Here is a 22,536-nt window from a genome sequence, read left to right on the forward strand (position 1 = left end):
TGATACCAGTCACCAAACTTTTTGTTCTTAAACAAGAATTTCAAAGAATAAATCCAGTTAAAACTGGATAAAGCAATCCTCACATTATACTCGAATTAATGCTTTTTGATTGAAAACATTATATAAGATAATTTGTTTCTACACCTTTTAACAAAAAGAATGCCAAGACCGGTATCTTAATTTTACCAAAAACTATAAATTATACAATTTTAACCTCTTTGTAACACAGAATACGCATAAAAAATGAACTGTTCAGCTTATTCAGCGCTTAACAGTATCATTTCCTGCCTTAATCAACTATTTAGATTTTATCCAAAATAGATGATATCATATATTGATTGGATTACGTTTATAAAAACATAACCTGATTAGCACCAGAATAATCACGGCAATCATCCCAATTTTATGAATGTAGTCCTGAATTCAATTCAACAACACACACAGACTATATACTGCTTTTTTAAAAATAACGAAAGGCATCAGGGTACTGAATTGCTCTTCCCGAAGACTGCCGTGTGGGGAGGAAGAGATTTATGCTTTTCACAAAAAATCCTGTTTCATAATGAATTCCACCCCCATTGGGAGCAATAATCCACCATAAAACAGGAAATTATTCTGTCTCCAAACTAATTTTTCAACAGATATTTAGCAAAGTACGCCCGTAAACGTTTTTGGAAATACGTTTTATAGGGTTCTTCATAGGTATGACTCTGTCCCGGTAAGATCAACATATCAAATTCTTTGTCTGCTTTAATCAATGCATCAGCCATTCTGTAAGTGCCCGCAACATTGACATTGGGATCCGATTCACCCGAAACCAAGAGCAGGTGACCTTTTAAGCCCGCAGCCAGACTTTGGTTTAAATCTACCGGTTTATCTAAGCCCTGATAGCTTTCCCCCCATGTCCGGTTATAAATCCGGTTGTCATGGTTTCCCGAAGAAGATACAGCTACTTTATAGAAGTCAGGATAGGTACAAATGGCAGCGGTAGACATCATTCCCCCCCCGGAATGCCCAAATATTCCAACTTTATTTGAATCGATGAAAGGATAACGTGCAGCCAATTGCTCCAATCCATATTTATCATCCTCTAAAGCATAGTCCCTCAAATTCCCATGTCCAAATTTATAATACTTCGCATTTCGGTATGGCGAACTTCCACGGTGCCCCATAACGACAACAATAAAACCTGTTTGTGCCAGGGAAGTATTGTTATAACGGTCAATCACCGTAAATTCCGTCCACACCGTTTCTGTAAAAGGTCCAGGATAAACCTGTGAGATGACAGGATATTTCTTTTCAGGGTCAAAATGATAAGGCTTCCACATTAACCCATACAAATCGGTCACGCCATCTTTGGCTTTAACCGTAAACATTTCGGGTTGCTTCCATCCATAGGCGTACAGTTTACTAAAATCAGGCTTAAGCACCTCCTTTATAAACTTACCATCGGTGCTTCTTACTACCGTAACAGGCTCAAGGTCTATCCTGGAGAAGTTATCTACGATATAATCCTTAGAAGGCGATACAAAAACAGCATGTGTAGCATCTTCAGGAGTGATGAGTTTATCCCCACTCCCATCAAAGTTTACCTTATACACAAAAGCATAATTAGGGTTCCGTTCCTTCTCTTTGCCATATCCATAAAAATAGATACAGTGTCTCACATTGTCAGTAGCGACAAGCTTACCTGCCGTCCAATCTCCAGCTGTAACTGTATTCAGCAGTTTTCCACTGATATCATACAGATAATAATGCCCCCAGCCTGTACGGTCACTCCACCACAAGATGTTCTTGCCATGATTTATAACAGACACATTGAACAGGTCTTCATTGATAAATGGCTTGCTCACTTCATGGATCACCACACGCAATATTCCCGTACGGATATTTACGGCACAAAGCTCCATCTCATCACGGCTCCTTTTTCTACGCAGTAAAAACACCTCATCCTGACTTACTCCACCACGCACCAGTTCTACATCCTGATCAGGCCAGCGGTCTATGTTTACCTTCTTCAGTTTGCCGGCATCCGTATTCCCTACAAAAAACTCAAACTGGGTTACATCATGATCTCCCGGAAGCTCATATTTATAGGTATTAAGGTAGGGTCTTGGATCTGACAACGAGTTGATCACCGTCATCGTCTGGACTTTCCTGGTATCCTTCCGCAGGATATAAAATGCTTTTGAATCAGCAGACCATACCGCATCTGTCTGCGCATTTACATCAGCGAACCGATCTTCATCATTGATAGAAAATGAAAAATACTCAGCTCCATCTGCAGACAAGGCCCGCTCTGTAGTATCAGCCGTACCGGCAATATTTTTGAGGTATAAATTATGGTGACGCGCATACAACAACCATTTTTTATCCGGAGAACTATTCCCACTGAGATAAACAGCCGGTGCTTTCTTTATTTCCTTATGTTTAATCAGCTTCCTGCCCTTATAATCATAATCGTAATCCACAGAATTATAGCTTAGCCGTACCATAGTCTCATCCTCAGAGAAGTCAGCCGAATAATTTATCATTCCTTCATCCACAGGTTTACCAACCAGCTTTGTCAGCGATTTTACAATAGACTTTCTATCAAACAGTAGTTTTTTCTCCTTCTTCTCCATATCCACCAGGTAATATTCCCGTTTACCCTCCGTCGCGCCAGCAACCAAAGGTTGATGTTGAACCTCATTGGCAGGGCCGGAAGGCGAGTGGTCATCGAGCATCCAGAACCTGTTGCTTTTCTTTAAAAAAAAGGGGATCACTTGTGTGGTACCCATTAGTTTCTGCAGGTTAGGGGCATCGAACTTTTCTGCAGCGGCGAAATCAGGCTGCTGCGCATACAGGTATACGGGAGAACCCAATGACAGAAATAAGGACAAAAACAGTAAACGACATAAAAATATGCGCAATAACCTGTAAGAGCCGATGGAGGAAGCAGCAGAGGTATTCATTAATTGATCATTTACCAGGTTCATCACTATTTACTTTGATCTTCTTTAACAGGTTTATTCGCACGAACCTGTTGTTCTTTCAGCATCTCGCAGGTGGAAACCAGGTAAGGATTTTTTGTTTGTTTGATCACCTTATTGGCAATTTCTTTGGCACGCGGATATTTATATCCCGGAATCAGGGAACACATGGAAACATAAGGCCAGGTAATCCTTAGGTTATCCTCAGAAAAAGTAGGTATATTTTTTTCAAACAGCGAAGTAACCCGCTTATAATCTTTCTCCCCGGCAGCCTGCGCCATTTCAATCAATACCAAAAGCTGGTTTTTATCCGGCATTTCCGTGGCTGTTATCTGTGCCTTATACCGTTCAAAGTCTGCTTTATGGTAAGGCGTATTTTTAAAATGATAGCCATCCAAACACTCACTGGCAAGTTTTCTAAAAATATGCGACATTTTCTTGTCTACCGAATCTTTATGGTTTGTCGCTGCAAAATCCCTCCAGTTGTCCGCCAGGTAATTGAAATTGCGTGTGTCTACATTAGAAAGATACATTGCATACCTATTCTCTTCAAACAGCACCCAGTTTTCCGGCAAAGCACGTTGCTCAGGAGTCAACAGGTCCATCAATTCTCCATTGATATGTTTTCCCACCTCAATTTCCATGATACGCAGCTTCAAGAGAACAAGTGCCCTCAGCAAATCCGGCTGACGCTCACCAGCCGCATATCTAGCCAGCATTCTGGCTTCTTCATTATCAGCTTTCATTCCTTTCCTGATGTGTACCATAAACTCCTCAGCAGGCATACCACCAACAAATTTATACAGCACCTTTCCATCTCCATCGATCAGCAGGTAGGAAGGAAAAGCACCAATATTATAAGTCTTAAGAACTTCCGGCCCCTCCCCTTTCTCCATGTCTATCTGCAAATTTACCAGTTTACTGTTAAAAAAAGCAGCCACACTATCCGTCTTAAAAACGGTAGCTTCCATCTGCTTACAAGGGATACACCACTCGGTATAACAATCAACAAAGACCAGCTTATTCGTTGCTTTAGCTTTTTTCAAAGCATCCGATAAGGAAACCGGCTCAAAATTAATCTTCTGGTTCTGTGCAAACACGGTGGTTCCCAGTGTCAGCATGATCAACATTAATATTGCTTTCATTTTATGTTTATTTTCTGTTTGAATATATTTAGGTGATATAGTTATGGTCAATCACCTCTACCACATTAAATTTCAGTTAAAGGGTTAATCACAGTGAAGGACTAACCCTTTAAAATTTAATTTTGCTTCTGGCTCAGATCGCGTTCAATTTTCATTCTTATCATTTTATAACGCTCACGTGCAGAGACATCTTCATGTTTTTCTCCCAGCACAGCCAGGTGGTCCAGTGTCCTGATGAAATACAAGTGAAGAACTTCACTCGAATCGTTCAATCCGCCCGTAATATTATTTTTTGCCACGGCATCGGCCAGATCGTACACAAAATTCGTCTGCATCAGCAATCTGTAAGCATCAACCTTATCTGTCGTATTGAAATCCTTGAACAGGTAACGGTCAAAGTCATTAAACAGGTCGCTCACCGTATACGCATCTTTACCCAAAGCATATTCTGCCTTAATCAGGTTATTCAGGACCTCACGGCTAAGAAATTTCCGCAGGGCATCCTGTGTACTCCTGCCCATTTTCATCGACTCCGATTCGCTATTTAACAGATTCATTTTTTTGCTCTGCATCCATGAAGGTGCTCCGTTAAAAAACCATTCATTCAACAATGACATTGCTTTCTGCTGATCTTTCTTAGAGGTAAATACGACAGGCACATCATTGTAATTTTTAAGTACCGGACGTACAGACATTCCCCCAATATAACTCACTACGTTATCGGTATACAGCTGGTAAGTTTTCTGAAAAGCATTCGAGAGCAATTTGAAATTCGACCAATCCTCATCTTTATCATTCATGGCAGCCGTCCGCTCTTCTGTCTGAAGATAAAAAAGCTTAACATTTTTCATTCCCAGTTCCGATGCCTCCAACAGGTCAGCTGACAAATCCCCCTTACGTGTAAAAGGGTTACTTTTGTCCTCTTCCAGGTAAAGTAATTCCGCATTTGAAGGCTTAAGAAAGGCCAATGCATTTTTCTCTGCACTACGGTCTGCAAAAATACGGTAAGCCCAGCCAATCGCCATTTTATCATAGCTGGAAACACGAGGCATTAAGTCTGCCACCTCTACCTTATCCTCCGGTTGTACAACATAATTAAACTCTGTCACATCAGTCACCGAGGAGGAAAAGCTATGCTCCTTTAACCATGCAGCAGACCTCAGCTGTTTCGTCGTATAAGCGGCACTGCCGTGAAGGTTAGGCTCCATACCTAATAACTCACCTAAATGCTGTGCAACCTTCCATTCCATAATTTCAGCCCTTACCTCAGGATCATACAAGTCTTTCATGATACGCGGATCCTTGAAACCACATTTCGCAAAATAGGAAGGAAGTAAATCATTCACTACATTGTCTCCTATATTCATCTTCGCTGCCAGAATTTCCCCCGTACGCGGATCTGTTACGACATTGGTTTGAACGCCATTAACCGCATTCCCCCATTTAATCAGGATCTTACCAGAGGACAACCAGTTGTCATTTCCCGCTGTCACCACCACCAATGCATGTTTAAATCCTGCTGACTGAAAAGCAGTATTCCATTGCGCTACAGCTTTTTTAATAGCAGGGACAAAGAGTGCCGGAGTTAGTGGATCAATATAAACCTTTAGTGGTTTCAGCGGCTCCACCAGCTCACCAGCAACATATTTTTTCCAGTCGGCAGCTTTCACTCCAATATTCCATTTTGTAATCACCTTCACATTTCTTACCCCATATGGATTCTTTCCGAAATCATTATAATTGACAGTTCCAAAACCTATCCTCACATCGGCTTCCCTCACTTTCATCTGGGATGCCGGCAAACGCTGGATCACCATGTTGAGCACAAAGGCCACTGCTTTATCCACCGCCTTACTGCCATTCATACTGTTTCCTGGCCGTGTCTCTGTGCGCAACACCGTAAAAACCACTCCATCCTGTGATGCCTTAACCTCCTGCACACCCGAACGCGCAGCATCGGAACTGTTTAAGTCACTGATATCTTTGAAAGAGAGCAATTCACCGCCCTCCATCAATTGCCGGGTGATATCTATGATATAACTTCCCTTTACTTTTCCTGCAGCCTCTACAGGCATCACAAAACTTACAGGAACCAGGTTCGACTTTTGTACCAGTCCTTCAAATCCCTGGTTATAGTCGGCCGACACCGCCTCTTTATATACTTCTTTGGTCACGTTCAGGTTATTGCCTGTGCCCTTACTGAAACGGATCACCCCGGAAGACTGTGCAATATTATTGGCATATCCACGTACAATATCGCCAAGAACCAATACATCACTATTCAATACCGATGCAGAAATTTCCAGGAAATATTTTGAGCCATCCTGGTAAACAGGAAACTCACCCGGGATAACCTTCATGGTTTTCTTAAAGAACTTTTCAAAAGACACCAGCTCATCCGCAGGTTTTTCTCCTGTCGGTGCAGCTACCGCTACCGCTGTCTTTCCTTTTGTTTTTACTTTTGTCTTTACCTGTGCCTGCACCTCAGCAAATGGAGTGCTTAAAGAGGCAATGAACAGGATGGATAGAATGTACTTCATTTTTATGTTTAATAGTATTGGTTCAGTAAAATAGGGGATGCTTTTTGAATTTTTCATACCCTTAATTATTTCGTTAAGTAGGCATTATTCTTCCCTGTATTCCATACCTCAAGCATATTTACAATGGAAGTAAGGTGGCTTTTAGAAAGGAAGTCCGTCTGTTTCGCTAGTCCGGCCCTGGCTTGTTTCTGGATGAGCAACATCAGATTAGTCATGGTAAAACCTATGTTATTGCTGAAGTTTCCAGGATTGTCCACATGGATGAGTATACTGTTGATCAATGACCGCTGCAGCATCCTGTTATAGCGTGATATCGGTTTACCATTTTCAATGTCCTTATAAATGATCTGCTGTAAATCTGTAAGAAATTCAGTTGCAGGATAATCGCTTTTACCCATCACATTCTCTATGTTGGCCATCTGCGAATATTTAGACATCAGCCTACCCAAAAGGTCACTGTAAGTTGACTCCACATCCGTATCAAAATTGAACCTGGTTTTCGTCATGATATCTGCAGGATATAACCATTTCGGCTCTGTAAACATAAACTCCGTCAAATACGCCATCGCCTCTTTTTGTTGTGCGCGACTCACGGGAATATAATTGCTCTTGTTTTCCGAACGCAACGCATTGTCACTATATACCCCGCCAATATTTTTTACAACATGCTGCAGATATTGGTAATATCTACCTTCTACGGCACGGTACATCGACCTTAAGGTGGTATAATCATCATCTTCGCCCATGTTCCACTCGTGAAGGCTTGCCATAATCTTTTTCAGGTTTTCTACGCCCCATGCATTTGCCTTCATATTGTTATCACCAATATCTTCACTCTGTACCCTTGGATCATAGAAATCGCCTTCCTCAAAATAGAAAAACCGCGGGTCTTTTCTTTTCTCAGAAACCCAAGCAGTCAGGTATTCCGCAGCAGCTTTTGAATCTTTCTCTGGCATATATTTATACCCCCATTCAATCGCATAATCGTCATACACACCAATTACCGGCAACAAATCTGAAGGCGTCATCTTATCTTCCGGCTGTGCCGCATAATTAAACCGCATGTAATCCATCACCGAGGGACCGAAGCTATTTTTACGTACAAAATCCTTATTACGGATACTGTCTACTGCATAGGAAGAGCTACCCGCAAAATTATGTCTCAAACCCAGCGTATGTCCCACCTCATGGGTAATCACATTCTTCAGCATTGAACCCATCAGGTCTTTACTCATCGGAATTTTACGTGCCCCCGGGTCGGTAGCCGCACACATAGAAAAATACCAGCGCTGCAGCAGTTCCAGAATATTATGGAACACGGCAATATGCGAAGTCAAAATCTCACCCGACCGCGGATCCACAATCTGTGGTCCATAAGCATTGGCCATCTCCGAAGGTTTATAAGAGATATAAGAATACCTTGCATCTTCCATGCTGTAATCCGGGTCTTCTGCTGCTGTAGGGGCAAGTTTACCCGTTATGGCATTCTTAAAGCCTATCTTCTCAAAGCTCTTGCGCCATGCGTTCACTCCTTCAATCATATAAGGAATCAAATAATCCGGGGTATTGCGGTCAATATAAAATACAATAGGTTTTGCCGGTTCTACCAGTTCACCATTCCTGAATTTCTGCATATCCTCAGGTTTAGGCTCCAGACGCCACCTATTGGCTACCGCTAAATATTCGTTTCTTTCAGGATTCTTGTCATAATTTCTTAAACCAGTCAGGAAATAACCCAATCTTTTATCTGCATAACGTTGTGCCATAGGCACCTCCGGCAATAAAAACCAGGAAGATCCAACCTCCCACATCGTAGGGTTATTCTCCGGTGCTTTAGCCGGCGCTTCTCCGGGTGCTGCAGCTTCCATTTGTGGTGGCGCTCCTTCAGCATAACTTTTTATAGAGCGGAATACAACGTTATTCTCAAAACTGCTTACGCCCAGGATCTTCGATTTGGCAGGTTCAAAAGAACCCAGCTTTAGTTCTGTAGCGGCTCCCTTTAAAGAAAACAAATCACTGTCACCCGCAAATAAACTGGTGATATCAATTAGTGAACTTGAATTTCCGGTAGCAATAATGTCAAATGCCAGCAAACTGGGTACAAGTTCCGCTTTGAGGGAGTTAAAGTACATACTCAGGGTATCTGTAGCCTGTATAAATTCAGGCGCAATCAGGTTCATCTTTCCGTTGATCCCTTTTTTAAAGCGGATTACCCTGTCATTTACGGCATCCCCGGCAAAACCGAAGCGCATTGCAGGATTACGTTTACGCTGTGCAGATCCGCTGATAATAGTCACGCTGGTCAGGATTTCCCTGCCCAGTAGTTGGTCAGGTATCTCTATCAGATATTTGTCATCCTGTACATAGATGTTAAACATCCCTTTGTACTGTTTGGCTCCCGGCTTAATGTACTTAGTAATTTGGGGGAGTTCATTTTCTGTCTGTGCCTGAAGGTGTAAACCAGTCGAAACCAGCAACAACAGGCCTAGCAATAGTTTGCTACAATAGTTCATTTTTCGATATTAGGTTATTAATGTAAAGGCATATCATGTGCCTGCTCCCTAAAAAACAGGAGCAAGCGCATGAAGGATTCATAAGTGTGAGCGTGTGTGTTTGTTACAAGTATTGAATCAGGATATTATTTAATTTGAAGGATTAGCAGCATTCCCAATCGTCTGCAAGTCAATTCCATATTCGCTGATAAAATAGTTTCTTACAATAGTGTAGCGTTTTTGGATCTGTCCATTGACGTCTATTTTTGGATTTAGAATACCCACTGGTGCAGGTGCTGGATAAATCCATGATTCTGGCATCTCCACATCCTTATTCAGTTGTGTTTCCGATAAGGTTACCATAGCTTTAATATATAAACCCCAATCCGTCAGTGAAGTAACACCTGAGTAACCAGCAATAATACCCCTGCCATAAGACTGTGCATAAGTAGTCATTGAAGTGGCATAATCTGCAGAATTGTTAAAATCGTTCGTCGGCGTTGTTAAACTACGTAACATGATACTTTCAACCAACATTGTATTCACCTTTTTTGTAAAGGCAGTCCTATCCGCAGCAGTCATTGTAGTCACATTAACATTCCCATAATTCACACATATACTGTTGTAATAAGTATAGGCCCCAACATTCCGCTGTATTTTTACATACTGGAAATTTTCATTAAAGCCCATAGCAATAGAGTCGATCTTACTGCAAAGCAAAATTTTAGAAGGCAGAAACTTTTTCAGGAATTTTTCCGAATATAAATCAAATAAGCTGGTTTTAAGCAGTGCCAGCTGTGCAGGAATATAAGCTTCCTCAGCCATAAGCACTTCATGCCCCGGAGACCAGTAACCATTACTTAGAGTAGGTATAGTGTAGCCTATTGGCGTCCAGTATATGTCTTTGCGATCAAACTTGTACAATAAATAGGTATTATACTTTTTGTAATAATCTACAATAGTATTGTCGAAATCATTGTTTCCTTGCGGCAAAACATAACCATCGGTTATTCCAGAAGGAGTTAGCGTCTCCTCGTCCTTTTTACAGGAATTTAAAATAAGCAGAGCGCAGGTCGCTATCATGCTTAATATATATTTATAGTTCATCGTTATTATTCTTTAGGTTAGGCTAACGAAAGCGGTAAAACGAATTATTATTTCGGGTTTTGAACCAGATCAGGATTACTCAGAAAAGCAAAATAAGGTATTGGTAATGCATACAGCGGACTATTCGCTGGAAGTATATGTTGCGTAGAAGAATCATCCGTACCTATAAAATTATGCGTAACGGATAAACCCCATCTTTTAATATCTACCCAACGGTGTCCGTCTTCCAGACAAAGCTCTCTTCTGCGTTCGTCCTGGCAAAACTTAAACAATTCATTACCATCAGTAATCTCTACCGGAGCATAAGCAACATTACGTGTATCAAAACGGCTCCTTCTCAATTGATTGAGATCAGCCAAAGCAGCAGTACGATCTGCCAGATTACCACTTTGAACAAAACGTTTCACATATGCTTCTGCCCTATTCAGGTAAACTTCTGCTACACGAAGCCCCTTTCCACCATAACTAGCATTCTGGGGTGCTTTATTAGCTTTGTATAAAAATTCATTGCCATTGAAATAAGTAATAAAATATGATCTGTAACGCAAATCACCCTCATATGTGGAGCCCGTACCATTTCCCCTGTCATATAAAGAAGAAAGAGAAGTTGATACTGCATAAGGTGGATAATACCCCATATTATCAGGAAAATAAGGTTTAGAATTGATCGTCGTAGAACTACCATACCCCCACAATACTTCCGGACTCGTAGAAAGATAAATACCCTGACTAACGAAATTTCCGGTGGAAAAAAAAGTACTCATCTGGGTTAAAGAGGATCTGATTGCAAGAACACGATTGGCATAATCTATAGACTTATCCCAATCCGAATTCAATCCTCTGTATAAATAAAAGCGCGAAAGTAATGCATTAGCAGTCGGTGCACCGACTCTAAATGAACTTGGTGGTTCGAAATTAGCGTTCAGCAAATCGGTAGATTTTAAAAGATCAACCTCAATCTGATCATAAACCTCTTTGAGCGTATTTCTTTTTAATCCACCATCCTTAACCTGACTCGAAATGACCAATGGCACACCCAAATTAGTTTCAGGATTTACGCCATCGCCGCTATAAGGTAATCCATACGTAGTTACCAGTTTCAGGTAGTAAAAAGCCCTTAAGAACAAACATTGACCTAATATTGCATTTTTCTCAGTTTCCGTTCCAGATACTTTATCCAGATAATCTATCACCACATTACAACCCTTGATTTTATTATAATAACTGGAATATACATCCGCTCCTGTAGGAATAATGGACTGTGCTTCAAACATCATCGGATCAAACTTAAACATGGCCATCCCATCTTGTAACGCAGTTACATAAGTTCCGACAGGCACATCCTGATATCCCTTAGCTGCACCATTGCAGAGAACATCGTCCGTCAACATATCGAAGGTGTCAAAAGGCACATTATAGGGATATGCATCACTGTACATCAATGCTGACAGATCTGCTGTGGTTGTAGGCCTTATTTCATCCTGACTGTATTCTGCAAGAAATTTTTTGCAGGAGCCAAAAACTGTGCATAACAGTATGAGGCAGTATATAGTGAATCTTTTTACATTCATAATCTTATAGAATTAAAGGCTGATATTTAAATTAAGTGAATAGGCCCTGGTTCTTGGTTGTCCGCCTGTTGCAACCTCAGGATCAAGTCCTTCAAAGTCTTTGCTATTGATCCAGAATGGATTGCTTACCCCGGCACCAATGCTGATACTTTTACATCTTAATTTCCTGGTGATATCATTACTCAACGAATAAGCCACATTGATATTCTGACAGCGCAGGCTGGAAGCACTCACCACACGATCTGTACTGTTATTATATGCTTCGTAGCGTGTTATTGTATTGTTAGCGTTTCCTCCTGGTAAAACAAGATATGGAATAGTATTATCTGGCAAACCAGGCACAGACGATGTCGTATTTGTTGGTGTCCACCTATCCAGTAAATTTCTGGATGTATTCTCATACTCCGTCGGTAAATTCTGGGTAGCATCATATAGTGGTGTAAGGAATTTTTTACCACCCACTTGCAGATAGAAACTGCTATTAAGCGATAACATCTTATATCTAAAATTCATACCCAGACCCGAAGTAAAATCCGGATCCAGTTTACCCATATATTGAAGATAAGCAGTAGGATCCGTAGCCGGATTTTTACCCTCATTAACACTTAAATCAATTTTAGGATAACCGGTAGCTGCATCAACACCATCAAACTTAAATGCATAAAAACCAGAAACAGGGTCACCTGCTTTATTCAATGCACCTCCCACAGCCGTTCTCCAGGTGGCGAGTTGCGCGCCTGTCTCTATGATTTTATTGGTGTTTTTTGATGTATTTATACTTACAGACCAGTTAAAATTCCTGGTTCTCACCGGAACAAAATTTGCTGAGATCTCATAGCCAGAATTGTTCATCGAACCACCGTTTACAAGCATTGAAGTTACACCGTACTCACGTGGCACATTGAGTGAAGTAATCAGGTCTTTACCTTTTTTCGAATAATAAGAAAATGCACCCTGAACCTTACTGTTAAACAAACTGAAATCCAATGCCAAGTTTAAGCTGCTATTTTGCTCCCAGCGTAAATCGCCATAAGGCAGGGAGCTGATGGTTAGCAATGTTTCCCCAGTATTCTGATCCACAACTACATTGGTATTGGTTGAACCAGCACCGGGGGTTTTAATAATCAAATCCGGACTAATGCTGGTAGATATATTTCTCTGGTAGCCAAAAGAGCCACTAAGACTTAAATTAGACAACCAGTATGAGGACTGGAACCATTTCTCATTGGCCATATTCCATCTTAGACCACCAGCGTAAACAGGATTAAAATTCTCATTGGTGAACTGTCCAAAACGGTTGGAACGATCATTACGTACACTCAAATTAGCCACATAGCGGTTATCGAATGTATAACTGGAAGTAAAATACAAACCTGTAGTATTCGTCCGTGTATCCGTAATTTTAGGGACGAACTTAGTTGTAAAATCATTCACATTGGTGTACCCATAGCTCAATGTAGTCAGCGGCAATGTTGCAAAAGACTTCCCCCTGTCTCTTAAATAACCAAGTGTGGTATTTGTATAACCAGTGTATCTCGTACTGTTCATTTCCTGACCGAACATTAAAGCCATTACATGTTTCTGGTTAAACACTTTACTATAAGAAATACTATTACGCCAACTCCATGTATTGCTATTGTTCTGATCCAAATTATATTCCCCACCAATAGGCATTTTACTTGCCTTATAGGCTGCGTCGGTCGACTTATATAAACCATAGTCATAGTATCGGTACTCTCGTGCGACATATTCAGTCTGCTCAGTTGCATAACTCTCTCCTACAGTTGCTGTGGCATTATAGCTAAATAAACTCTGTAATTTCAGCCCTTCTATAATTTCATAATTGGCATCAATTGCGGCATTAGCAGAAAGTACTTTATTAGAATTCCCTGTATTAGCCAATTCATTAAGAATATTATATTTTAAATTCGACAGACCAGTTGGGTAATAAAAAAGAGAACCATCAGCATTATAAGCACCAAGCGCCCTGTTAATTTTCGAGGAATAATTATAAGGGTCATTCTTGTAGAAACCATCAGTAGTTTTCTGAGAGGCAGATAGTCTGGCAGATAAGTTAAACTTCTTTGTAACCTGGGAAGTCACGCTCATATTTCCTGTAAATCCTTTACTATCATTACCTATGGCAGTTCCTTTTGTATTGTTATAACCGAAAGATGAATAGTAAGATGTATTATTACTCCCACCAGAAACACTTAGATTATGGTTCATACTCAGTGGTGTTCTAAACAAGATATCAAACCAATCCATGTTGACAGTTTCCAATGCACTGACACGCGTATTAAACTCTTCGCCATTAATTGTTTTATTATATAAATAATCATTTAGCGCACCAGCGTAACCAATATTATTTTTTACATTATTCGAAACCAATCCGCGGTTATAAATCTCTCTTGATAAAGACACCCTCTCTTTTGAATTCATCAGGTTGAGTTTATCATATGTCACTCGTTCATTGGTACTCATTGAAGTGGAGTAGTTGATGGAAACAGGCCCGGTTTTACCTCTCTTTGTGTTAATGACGATCACCCCATTGGCAGCCCTAATCCCATAAATAGCAGTCGCAGCAGCATCTTTTAAGACCGTGATATCCTCAATATCATTCGGATTTAACCAAGCGATGGAATTACCGACAAAATTCCTGATAAAATCAGTGTTATCGGGTGTAATTCCACCGAGGGTATTTAGCTCCTGCGCTTTAAAAGGAAGTGGGTCTTCCTGAATAATCCCATCTACCACCCAAATCGGCTCCGCAGAACCAGAAAGTGTAGATGTACCACGCACCCTCACCGTCTGGCGTGTACCCACCATACCGCTGGTATTGGTAATATTCACCCCTGTAAGTTTACCCTGCAGCATCTGCTCAATAGAGCTGATCCCGTTATTATACAATTCAGACATCTTCACCGAAGAAGTAGCCCCTACCATATTGCTTTTCTTCAATATCTGGTAACCTGTACTTACGGTTACCTCCTGAAGGTCACTTGCTTTGGTCTTAACGGTAACGGTAATACTCGTCCTGCCCTCTACCTTGATCTCCACTTTTTCTCTTCCTACGGCACTGAAAATAAGTACGGCATCTTCATCCACATCTGCCAGCATAAAATGGCCAAGGTTATTCGTCACCGTATTTCCTGAAATACCTTTGATCGCTACCGTAATCCCCGGTAAAATCTTCCCATTTTCATCGATCACCGTACCGGAAACCGTAATCGTCGTAAAGAATCTTTTGATCTTCTCAATAATGCCCGTTTCTTTTTCCTTTACAATAACCGTCTTCTCATCCAATGAATAGATAAAAGGCTGATTAGCGAAGCAGGAATTCAGCGCATCTTCCAGCGTGGCATTCTTAAGGTTCACATTTACAGGTTTTGCTTTTAATAACAGCTTGCGGTCGAACACAAAATCATACCCGCTTTGGCGGCGGATTTCCTTAAATACCTTTTCAAGTGGCACACTCTTTTCCGACAACGATATGCGCTGTGCGAAGCCAGAGGCACTCACCTGCATGATGGTAGCTACGAGCAGTAGTGTGGTTAACCGCATAATAAGCAAGAATTTATGGACGTGCCTGTTCGGCACCCCGAATGGTTTAGTATAAATTTTATACATTTGTTAAGTTTGGTTGTTCTAGTTGATAAGAATGCAATTTTATTCAGGCAATGGCCAAACAAATCTGCCGGAGGTGTTAGCGCACTTCTGGCTTCTTTGTTAAAGAGGCATTACCGCAAAGATGATTAGGTAGAATTATTTAATCACGGCGATCCTCCTTCCCTGTACTTTAAAGTGAACTTTTCCTGTTGATTCCATGACCTTCAGCACTGCTGAAATATTTTTCTTACGCGATACCCATCCTCCCAGTTCCAGGTCATCTGGTGCCGACTCATCATATACCACCTCCACATCATACCATCTTGCTATCTTTCGCATGGTGGTCTTAAAGTCTTCATCCTTTAAAACGAAATCTCCATTCTTCCAGGCCACTGCAGTTTCTGTATCCACATCAACCACTTCAACCTCTTTTCCTACCTGCGCCTGCTGTCCGGGTTTCAAAACCAAGTCCTTCTCTCCCTGCAGTTGTTTTATACCTACAGATCCTTCAAGTAAAGTAGTTTTGGTATCAGGTTCATTGCCATAAGCATTCACATTAAAATGTGTACCCAATACCTTCAACACCTGTTTACCTGTCACGACCAGGAAAGGGGAATGTTGATCATGGGCGACTTCAAAATAAGCCTCTCCTTCTAAAATCACCCGGCGTTCCCTTGCAGCAGCAAAACTGGTGGGGTATTTCAGGGTAGAGGCTGCATTGAGCCATACCTTCGTTCCATCAGGAAGATTAACCTGGTACTCTCCGCCTTTCGGCGTTTCCAAAGTATTGTATGTCTTTATATCATCTTTATTATCCGAGGGAGAATCCGAAACCGTGTACACCAATCTCCCTTCTGCTGTCTTGGATATACTGATGCCCGACTGTTCAGCCAGTTTTCCCTTTTTGCTTGCATCCAAAGTAATCTTTCTTCCATCGGCCAGGGTGAGTATCGCTTTGCTTGTCCCAGGGGTAACATCATTGGCATAATGATTTCCCTCCCAACCAGGATAAATTTTTGAGACATACACACCCAAAGCAACAATGGCAATTATTGCTGCCGCCGCGCTGATGGTCCGTCTGTTGAACCAGCTGAATTTCTTCACACTGCGGTTCAGGTGCGGGGCAGCAAATCTTGGGTCGGCCAGTACCTTATGGTACACCAGTTCCTGGTCAGCAGCAGTCAGGAGCGACTTTATCTTTAGCCTCTGCCATTCCTGATCCATGGATTCATAAAGGACCTCAGTATAGGTATCATCATTTATATAGCGCAATAATTCATCGTACTCCTCCTGATCCAGTGTATCATTCAGGTAGCTAAACAACAAATCTTTTAATCTTTCTTTATCCATCATCTTCCATCAGCAACATTTTCTGGTTGCCGGTTTAATAGTAATACACGCCACAAAGAAGAAAGAAGTAGTAGAAAATGATTTTTTTATAAAAAAAATAAACAAATATTTCATCAGACTGTTTAATACAGCTTAATCACACCAGAAAACAATGATTTTTTTAAATAAAAAAGGAAAACAAAAGAATCAAAAACAGCACTTTAGACTATTATCTCTTCCAAAAAGAAAACAAAACAAGAAAAAACAGATAATAACGAACAGTAAAATGCTTTCTTATGGCTTTTAGCGCTTCCGACAAATGTTTTTTCACGGTATTCTTCAAAATCCCCAAAACATCGGCAATTTCATCAAGGGAAAGTCCTTCATTCCTGCTCATCCTGTATACCTGTTGTTGTTGTTTGGGCATCAGCACAAGGGCTTCCTCTGTAATTCTTTTCAGTTCAGCAAGGGATACAGCCTCTTCTGTTGTATTTACAGCATCCTTAAGGTCAGCAAAATGTCGTTCCGAGGCCGACTTCGAGGTAGCAATCTGCCTTAAACTATTTAAAGAAAGCCTGCGGGTAATGGTAAACAGATAAGGAGAAATCGGATAACTTTCATCCAGCTTCCCGCGTGTAAGCCATAACTGCAGCATGGTTTCCTGCACCACTTCTTCCGCATACTCCCTGTTTTTAAGGTATCTGAAGCTAAAATGGTACAATTTCTTAAACCACAGGTCAAATACTACCTTAAAGGCAGACTCATCTCCAGCCTTTAACCTCTGAATAAGGTCATGGTCGGTCAGGGATGAATTGTTCTTCATAAGTTGGTAATGGTTAATCAGGTGATGCTAATCTAAAATAAATAACTGAACTGGGAGCCTTAAACACACAAATTGTTGAACAAGAAATCATAAATCACCATAAACTTCAAAAATTTTCATCTATATGTACTAATCATTTGGTGATATTGCTTTAAACCCTTATTCCTTATTTCTCATCTACCTGTCATTTAACAAAACCTGTAATATTCGATAAATAAAAACTGATCAGGATCATTATTTAAATCAAAATCGTTCATTATCAAATAATAGCAATTATTAACATAACAAATAAATTACACCCAACAAAAAGGCACACAAATAAATAAGAAGTAAATTATACCACATTTTAAATAAACACGTTAACATAAATACACAAACACCATATAAAAGAAATGCAAAAAATTGGACACACCATCAAGAAACTACGGCAGTCAAGCAACTGGAAACAAAGGGAAATCGCTGAGAAGTTGAATATCAGTATCCCAGCGTATTCCAAGATTGAAATGGGCGCCACAGACATCAATATCAAAAGGCTCAGGCAACTGGCGGCTATTTTTAAGGTCAACCCAAGTGATATCCTAGCACCCGAAGAGGAGATTATCGCATCAACGGGTCTTTCTGACAGGGAAGAAGTTGAATTACTGAAAAACAAACTTGCCGAAAAAGATGAGCAGGTCAACCAGCTCCGGTCCAAACTGATTGACCTATACGACGAAGTAAGAGGACAGTAATTACAGTAACAACAGGCATTTTACACATTATCCGAATAAAAAAGGCTTTTTTTTGTAATGGCACGATCTATGCAAAGGACAGCTATCTACCTTAAGCATAAATCCAATTATTCATTAAAAAAATAATTATGAAATTAACAATAATCCCAGTAGCCCTATTCTCAATTGTGTTGTTATCTCAAGGTTGTGTAAGTACAAAGAAGTATGGGGCATTGCAAACCAGTTATGCTGATCTGCAAACAAAAACCAGCGACCTGAGAAAACAATACCAGGAAAGCCAGCGTGACCTCTCTTCTGCGAATTCCAGGGTCAAAGGCCTCGAAGAGCAATTGGCTTCAGAGCGATCTAATGTTACAGCCTTGCAGGCTGCCCTTGACAAATGTCTAACCACAAGCGGCCAGGGAAATGTGAACATATCCAAACTCGTCGATGAGATCAATGCTTCCAATAAATACATCCAATACCTTGTCAATACCAAAAATAAAAGTGATTCCCTGAATGTGGTCTTAACGAACAACCTTACCCGTTCCCTAAGCCGTGAAGAATTGAAGGATGTAGATGTCCAGGTATTAAAAGGTGTGGTTTACATCTCCCTGTCAGATAACATGCTTTACAAATCCGGAAGTTATGAAATCTCTGACCAGGCGGGACAAACGCTTGATAAAATTGCCAAGATCATAAAAGATTACAAAGACTACGACGTACTCATTGAGGGTAATACGGACAATGTACCGATTTCAAAAGCCAACATCCGCAACAACTGGGATTTGAGTGCACTCAGGGCCTCATCAGTTGTCCAATCCTTACAGGCCAATTATGGAGTAGACCCTAAACGGTTAACTGCAGGAGGACGCGGGGAATACAATCCAATTGCCAGCAATGACAGCGAAGCAGGTAAAGTTAAAAACAGACGCACACAGATTATCATCACCCCTAAACTGGATCAGTTTATGGAACTGATCGATAAAGCGCCTGAAAGTAAACCATAAAATAACAGGTTACTGAGGCGGGTCGCAAGACCTGCCTTTTTTTTGGATCCCTTAAAAAAGCAACGGATCTCTGGTTAGGGAGATCCGTTTTACACACCTTAAAAAAAAGAAATAACATAGTAACGGACTAAGATACCTTCACGTAGAAACGGTTGAAACATTTCGGGCACCAGTATCTTTTCACGCTAATAAAAGGCAAAATTGTTTTAATGAGTATACCTCTGGGAATCCTATAATCTGTAGAAGTACCACATTTGGGGCACTTGTACATAGGGATTTCCTCGTGAGTAACGGAACTAAAAACTGATAGCGGCATAAATACGATTAAAAGTATAAAACATCCAATAATTACCTGTTCCACAAATGTAGGCATGTAAAAACCGCGTTCAAACGGTTGTTTGTACTGTTTTTAGAAGACAGGACAACTAAAAGGAGTAAATAAAGGCTTTACAGGGAGTTAAGAAGACAGCTGGTTCAGGTATTCAGATGGAGTCATGCCCGTAATTTTTTTAAAGGCGGTATAAAAAGGAGTACGGGAAGAAAAACCCGCAGTTTTAGCCAGGCCTTCTATCGTATATTGCCTGGAAGTATGGTCAGATTTGATCAATTCAATGACATAAGAAATCCTGTATTGATTGATAAAATCAGTAAACCTTTGGTTATAGTGGTTATTCAAGACTGCCGATAAGACATGTGGGGTAACGTTCAACTTCAGGGCAACTTCATTTATTGTTATTCCCTGTTGTTTGAAGACCGCACTATGCTTCATCAGGTCTTCCAGCCTTGGTATAAATTCTGCAAGGAAATCGGGCGACAAATCCTGTTTCTGTTCATTTCTGGACTTAGGCAGCGTTGGCTCTTCCATGGAAGCTTCATTCGGAGCCTCCGGTTTCCCTTCAGCTAATTTTGTAGAATGGTACTTTAGCTGGGGAGCCGTTGCCGGGCGTGTGATGGCAGCGATGGCTTCATATAAAATAGTGGGGCTGGTAAAAATAAACATACACATCACCATCAGCCCGATCAGCATCAGAAAAATGGAAAGGTTATAAAAGGAATGCAAATCATAAAAAGCAGCCCAGCTTTTATTAATCACCAGCGCTTTTAAATTCAACACATTCCCGACATACAAAAATGTAAACATGCTGGTGAAAATTTTCGCATCCTTATCTTCAGTACGCATATTTTTCTTTCCTTTAAAAATCACTTTCCAGGTAAACATGATATATACCATCCCCATTAATCCCCTAAAGACATAATGAAATATAGGAGCAATAAACCCTCTGCCCAATACCAATACCATGGAAGGATTAGCATTGCAGATAATTAAATCGGCGCGTTTTACGGCAATATCAGTTAAGAAAAGATAAGGAAAGATATCAATGAAGCTGAGTACTGCCGGGATAAAGTGGAGCCAGTCATATTTCTGAAATTGTTTTTGCTCCTTATAGATAGACCTTACATAGATATATATAAGCGGTGGAATGAAATAGAAGAAAGGAACCCCTGCCCGGAACATGTAAGCATATTTCATTACGGTACCCGATAACATCAGCAAGGCGATACATACATACCAGGCAAGAATAATAAAAATAGCCCCCAGCACGCGCCTTCTGAAGACAAATGCAGAAGGTTTAAAAAGGAGAACTAAACCAAATAGAAAAAAACAGAATCCTGTGCCAGATAGCAGTACATAAACGAGTTCCTCCATCTGGCAAAATTATAAGATATACCCTTTGATAACAACCTCAAATAGTGGTTTAAGGCCGATTTAAACAGAAAGAGTGTAATTTAAGTGAGGGTTTTTATAATTTGTAGAAATCGGCAGCCCTATTACTCAAACAAAAACTATCATTATAAACTATACTGAAAAATTATCTTATGCTTTAGCTTAAAAGATGATTAGATGATATTCCCTTGTCATTGAGCAGATAAACAGGAGGCGGTGCCCTAACAGAAAAAAAGCGAAACACCTGTTAAAAGCAACTCATTCAGCGGAACACCATCCTGGAACACTTATTTCGCGTTCAGGAAATAAAGATCCATTAAAAAACTTTCCATATTTCTCAGATACGCGACAACTGACCTTTCCAAATGTTTCATTAGCGCAAAAAATTGAGTGTGCCCGGGATGTATATCGTCTGGCATACAATACACAGCTGAGGTATGTTTACAATCCTCAATTTTCAGCTTTCCATCCTTAAGCAAGTTGCAGAACAGCGGCATAAACATAGAAACAGAGCCAAAATACACATACATATTGTTCACACTTTTATTGTATCCTTCGGCATCATCAATGTAACAGGCAGTAGACCAAAAGATAGGTTCCGCCAGCTCAATCAACCTCTTGTCATTCACTACCTCTTCAATATTCAACTGGTGCATAGCAGCCAGGCCTTCCATGCATAACAGCATCTCGTCAACTAAAGTCAATGACATTTTTACGGCATCATCATCACTTTGTATCAACAACCTAACGCTCTCGGCATCTACACTATCCGCTTTCACCAAACCCTGCAGATCTGCATATTCCTCTTCAAAAGTAACCAGTAACATCTGTCCTACTGAAAACTTAATGATAAAACTCAACACATTTAGCACCAAAGGAACTATATCATCCTCTGCATATTTAACTGTTGTCATCTTTTTATGATTATTCAAAAATTTATAGGTCGAATAACCACATAAAAAGAGGAAACAAAAATGACACAGATCACATCTCTACAGTGATTACCAGCAAATAGTAAAATATTACGGAGTTGTCTTGCCCAGCCTGCTCAGCAGTAAGGAATTGTACTGCTCCAGAAGGTTCACATACTTGCCTTTCCACATTTCAGCTTCCAGTATCTTTTCTGCATCAGCACTGCTGCTCGTTGTGATCGTATTCATACTCCTGCTGAAATGTTGGGGACCAAATAAATGCGGGAACTCAGCAGAAAAATCATACTTAATGCCGTTACCAATTCTATAAATAATATCGGGTTTAAGGTGTGGCTGATTAAACCAGTTATACACCGAGCGTCTGTTTACCTGGGTAGCCCTTGCAAGTTCAGTGATCGAATAACCATTTCTTCTAATCACCTTTTCAACAATCTGTCCATAATGTAATTGCATAAAATTAATCGTTTTAGTCATTCCATTTTTAAAGGCTACCCCGGCTATCCACTACCAGAATATCACAAAACCTTAAATTGGAATTCAATATACAACGGGCTGAGACAAATACCTATA

The 22,536-nt window shown here is 40.5% G+C and carries 14 protein-coding genes; 2 read left to right on the plus strand and 12 right to left on the minus strand.

What is annotated here, in order from left to right:
• Positions 1-626: 626 nt before the first annotated feature.
• The 9 genes from ACSBL2_RS24410 to ACSBL2_RS24450 form a co-directional block, all read right to left on the minus strand.
• Positions 627-2,978, minus strand: coding sequence for a DPP IV N-terminal domain-containing protein (locus ACSBL2_RS24410; protein ID WP_442589164.1), 2,352 nt, complete (start codon positions 2,976-2,978; stop codon positions 627-629).
• A gap of 2 nt (positions 2,979-2,980) precedes the next feature.
• On the minus strand, positions 2,981-4,117 hold the full coding sequence (locus ACSBL2_RS24415) for a thioredoxin family protein (protein WP_442589165.1): 1,137 nt from the start codon (positions 4,115-4,117) through the stop codon (positions 2,981-2,983).
• 116 nt (positions 4,118-4,233) lie between these two features.
• Positions 4,234-6,657 carry a zinc-dependent metalloprotease gene (locus ACSBL2_RS24420; protein WP_442589166.1) on the minus strand — a complete coding sequence of 808 codons (2,424 nt, stop codon included), beginning with the start codon at positions 6,655-6,657 and terminating at the stop codon, positions 4,234-4,236.
• A gap of 65 nt (positions 6,658-6,722) precedes the next feature.
• Positions 6,723-9,170, minus strand: a complete 2,448-nt coding sequence (locus ACSBL2_RS24425) for a zinc-dependent metalloprotease (RefSeq protein WP_442589167.1) — start codon at positions 9,168-9,170, stop codon at positions 6,723-6,725.
• Positions 9,171-9,299: 129 nt separating this feature from the next.
• The gene (locus ACSBL2_RS24430; protein WP_442589168.1) at positions 9,300-10,256 is read right to left on the minus strand and encodes a hypothetical protein; all 957 of its coding nucleotides are present in this window, start codon (positions 10,254-10,256) and stop codon (positions 9,300-9,302) included.
• Positions 10,257-10,303: 47 nt separating this feature from the next.
• Entirely contained in the window at positions 10,304-11,827 is a 1,524-nt protein-coding gene (locus ACSBL2_RS24435) for a RagB/SusD family nutrient uptake outer membrane protein (protein WP_442589169.1), read from the minus strand.
• Between the two features lie 12 nt (positions 11,828-11,839).
• Entirely contained in the window at positions 11,840-15,457 is a 3,618-nt protein-coding gene (locus tag ACSBL2_RS24440; RefSeq protein ID WP_442589170.1) for a SusC/RagA family TonB-linked outer membrane protein, read from the minus strand.
• A gap of 135 nt (positions 15,458-15,592) precedes the next feature.
• Complete coding sequence (locus ACSBL2_RS24445; protein WP_442589171.1) at positions 15,593-16,789, minus strand: FecR family protein; 1,197 nt, start codon at positions 16,787-16,789, stop codon at positions 15,593-15,595.
• A gap of 205 nt (positions 16,790-16,994) precedes the next feature.
• Positions 16,995-17,588, minus strand: coding sequence for an RNA polymerase sigma factor (locus ACSBL2_RS24450; RefSeq protein ID WP_442589172.1), 594 nt, complete (start codon positions 17,586-17,588; stop codon positions 16,995-16,997).
• Positions 17,589-17,980: 392 nt separating this feature from the next.
• Between ACSBL2_RS24450 and ACSBL2_RS24455 the strand changes: the two genes are divergently transcribed.
• Both ACSBL2_RS24455 and ACSBL2_RS24460 read left to right on the plus strand, forming a co-directional pair.
• A complete protein-coding gene (locus ACSBL2_RS24455; RefSeq protein WP_442589173.1) occupies positions 17,981-18,319 on the plus strand; it encodes a helix-turn-helix domain-containing protein in 339 nt (112 codons plus the stop codon).
• 128 nt (positions 18,320-18,447) lie between these two features.
• Entirely contained in the window at positions 18,448-19,308 is an 861-nt protein-coding gene (locus ACSBL2_RS24460) for an OmpA family protein (RefSeq protein ID WP_442589174.1), read from the plus strand.
• A gap of 457 nt (positions 19,309-19,765) precedes the next feature.
• On the opposite strand, the gene ACSBL2_RS24465 is transcribed toward ACSBL2_RS24460, so the two are convergent.
• The 3 genes from ACSBL2_RS24465 to ACSBL2_RS24475 all read right to left on the minus strand — a co-directional run bounded on the left by ACSBL2_RS24465 (position 19,766) and on the right by ACSBL2_RS24475 (position 22,419).
• Positions 19,766-21,016 (minus strand): helix-turn-helix domain-containing protein, encoded by a 1,251-nt coding sequence (locus ACSBL2_RS24465; RefSeq protein WP_442589175.1) that lies wholly within the window; start codon positions 21,014-21,016, stop codon positions 19,766-19,768.
• 305 nt (positions 21,017-21,321) lie between these two features.
• Positions 21,322-21,948 (minus strand): hypothetical protein, encoded by a 627-nt coding sequence (locus ACSBL2_RS24470; protein WP_442589176.1) that lies wholly within the window; start codon positions 21,946-21,948, stop codon positions 21,322-21,324.
• A gap of 108 nt (positions 21,949-22,056) precedes the next feature.
• Positions 22,057-22,419 carry a hypothetical protein gene (locus tag ACSBL2_RS24475; RefSeq protein ID WP_442589177.1) on the minus strand — a complete coding sequence of 121 codons (363 nt, stop codon included), beginning with the start codon at positions 22,417-22,419 and terminating at the stop codon, positions 22,057-22,059.
• Positions 22,420-22,536 lie beyond the last annotated feature (117 nt).

This window comes from Pedobacter sp. AW31-3R (genome assembly GCF_052180285.1).
Lineage (GTDB): Bacteria > Bacteroidota > Bacteroidia > Sphingobacteriales > Sphingobacteriaceae > Pedobacter.

Coding starts and splice junctions, on each gene's coding strand:
- ACSBL2_RS24410 (WP_442589164.1), bottom strand. CDS start 2,978: ATGAACCTGGTAAATGATCAATTAATGAATACCTCTGCTGCTTCCTCC.
- ACSBL2_RS24415 (WP_442589165.1), bottom strand. CDS start 4,117: ATGAAAGCAATATTAATGTTGATCATGCTGACACTGGGAACCACCGTG.
- ACSBL2_RS24420 (WP_442589166.1), bottom strand. CDS start 6,657: ATGAAGTACATTCTATCCATCCTGTTCATTGCCTCTTTAAGCACTCCA.
- ACSBL2_RS24425 (WP_442589167.1), bottom strand. CDS start 9,170: ATGAACTATTGTAGCAAACTATTGCTAGGCCTGTTGTTGCTGGTTTCG.
- ACSBL2_RS24430 (WP_442589168.1), bottom strand. CDS start 10,256: ATGAACTATAAATATATATTAAGCATGATAGCGACCTGCGCTCTGCTT.
- ACSBL2_RS24435 (WP_442589169.1), bottom strand. CDS start 11,827: ATGAATGTAAAAAGATTCACTATATACTGCCTCATACTGTTATGCACA.
- ACSBL2_RS24440 (WP_442589170.1), bottom strand. CDS start 15,457: ATGTATAAAATTTATACTAAACCATTCGGGGTGCCGAACAGGCACGTC.
- ACSBL2_RS24445 (WP_442589171.1), bottom strand. CDS start 16,789: ATGATGGATAAAGAAAGATTAAAAGATTTGTTGTTTAGCTACCTGAAT.
- ACSBL2_RS24450 (WP_442589172.1), bottom strand. CDS start 17,588: ATGAAGAACAATTCATCCCTGACCGACCATGACCTTATTCAGAGGTTA.
- ACSBL2_RS24455 (WP_442589173.1), top strand. CDS start 17,981: ATGCAAAAAATTGGACACACCATCAAGAAACTACGGCAGTCAAGCAAC.
- ACSBL2_RS24460 (WP_442589174.1), top strand. CDS start 18,448: ATGAAATTAACAATAATCCCAGTAGCCCTATTCTCAATTGTGTTGTTA.
- ACSBL2_RS24465 (WP_442589175.1), bottom strand. CDS start 21,016: ATGGAGGAACTCGTTTATGTACTGCTATCTGGCACAGGATTCTGTTTT.
- ACSBL2_RS24470 (WP_442589176.1), bottom strand. CDS start 21,948: ATGACAACAGTTAAATATGCAGAGGATGATATAGTTCCTTTGGTGCTA.
- ACSBL2_RS24475 (WP_442589177.1), bottom strand. CDS start 22,419: ATGCAATTACATTATGGACAGATTGTTGAAAAGGTGATTAGAAGAAAT.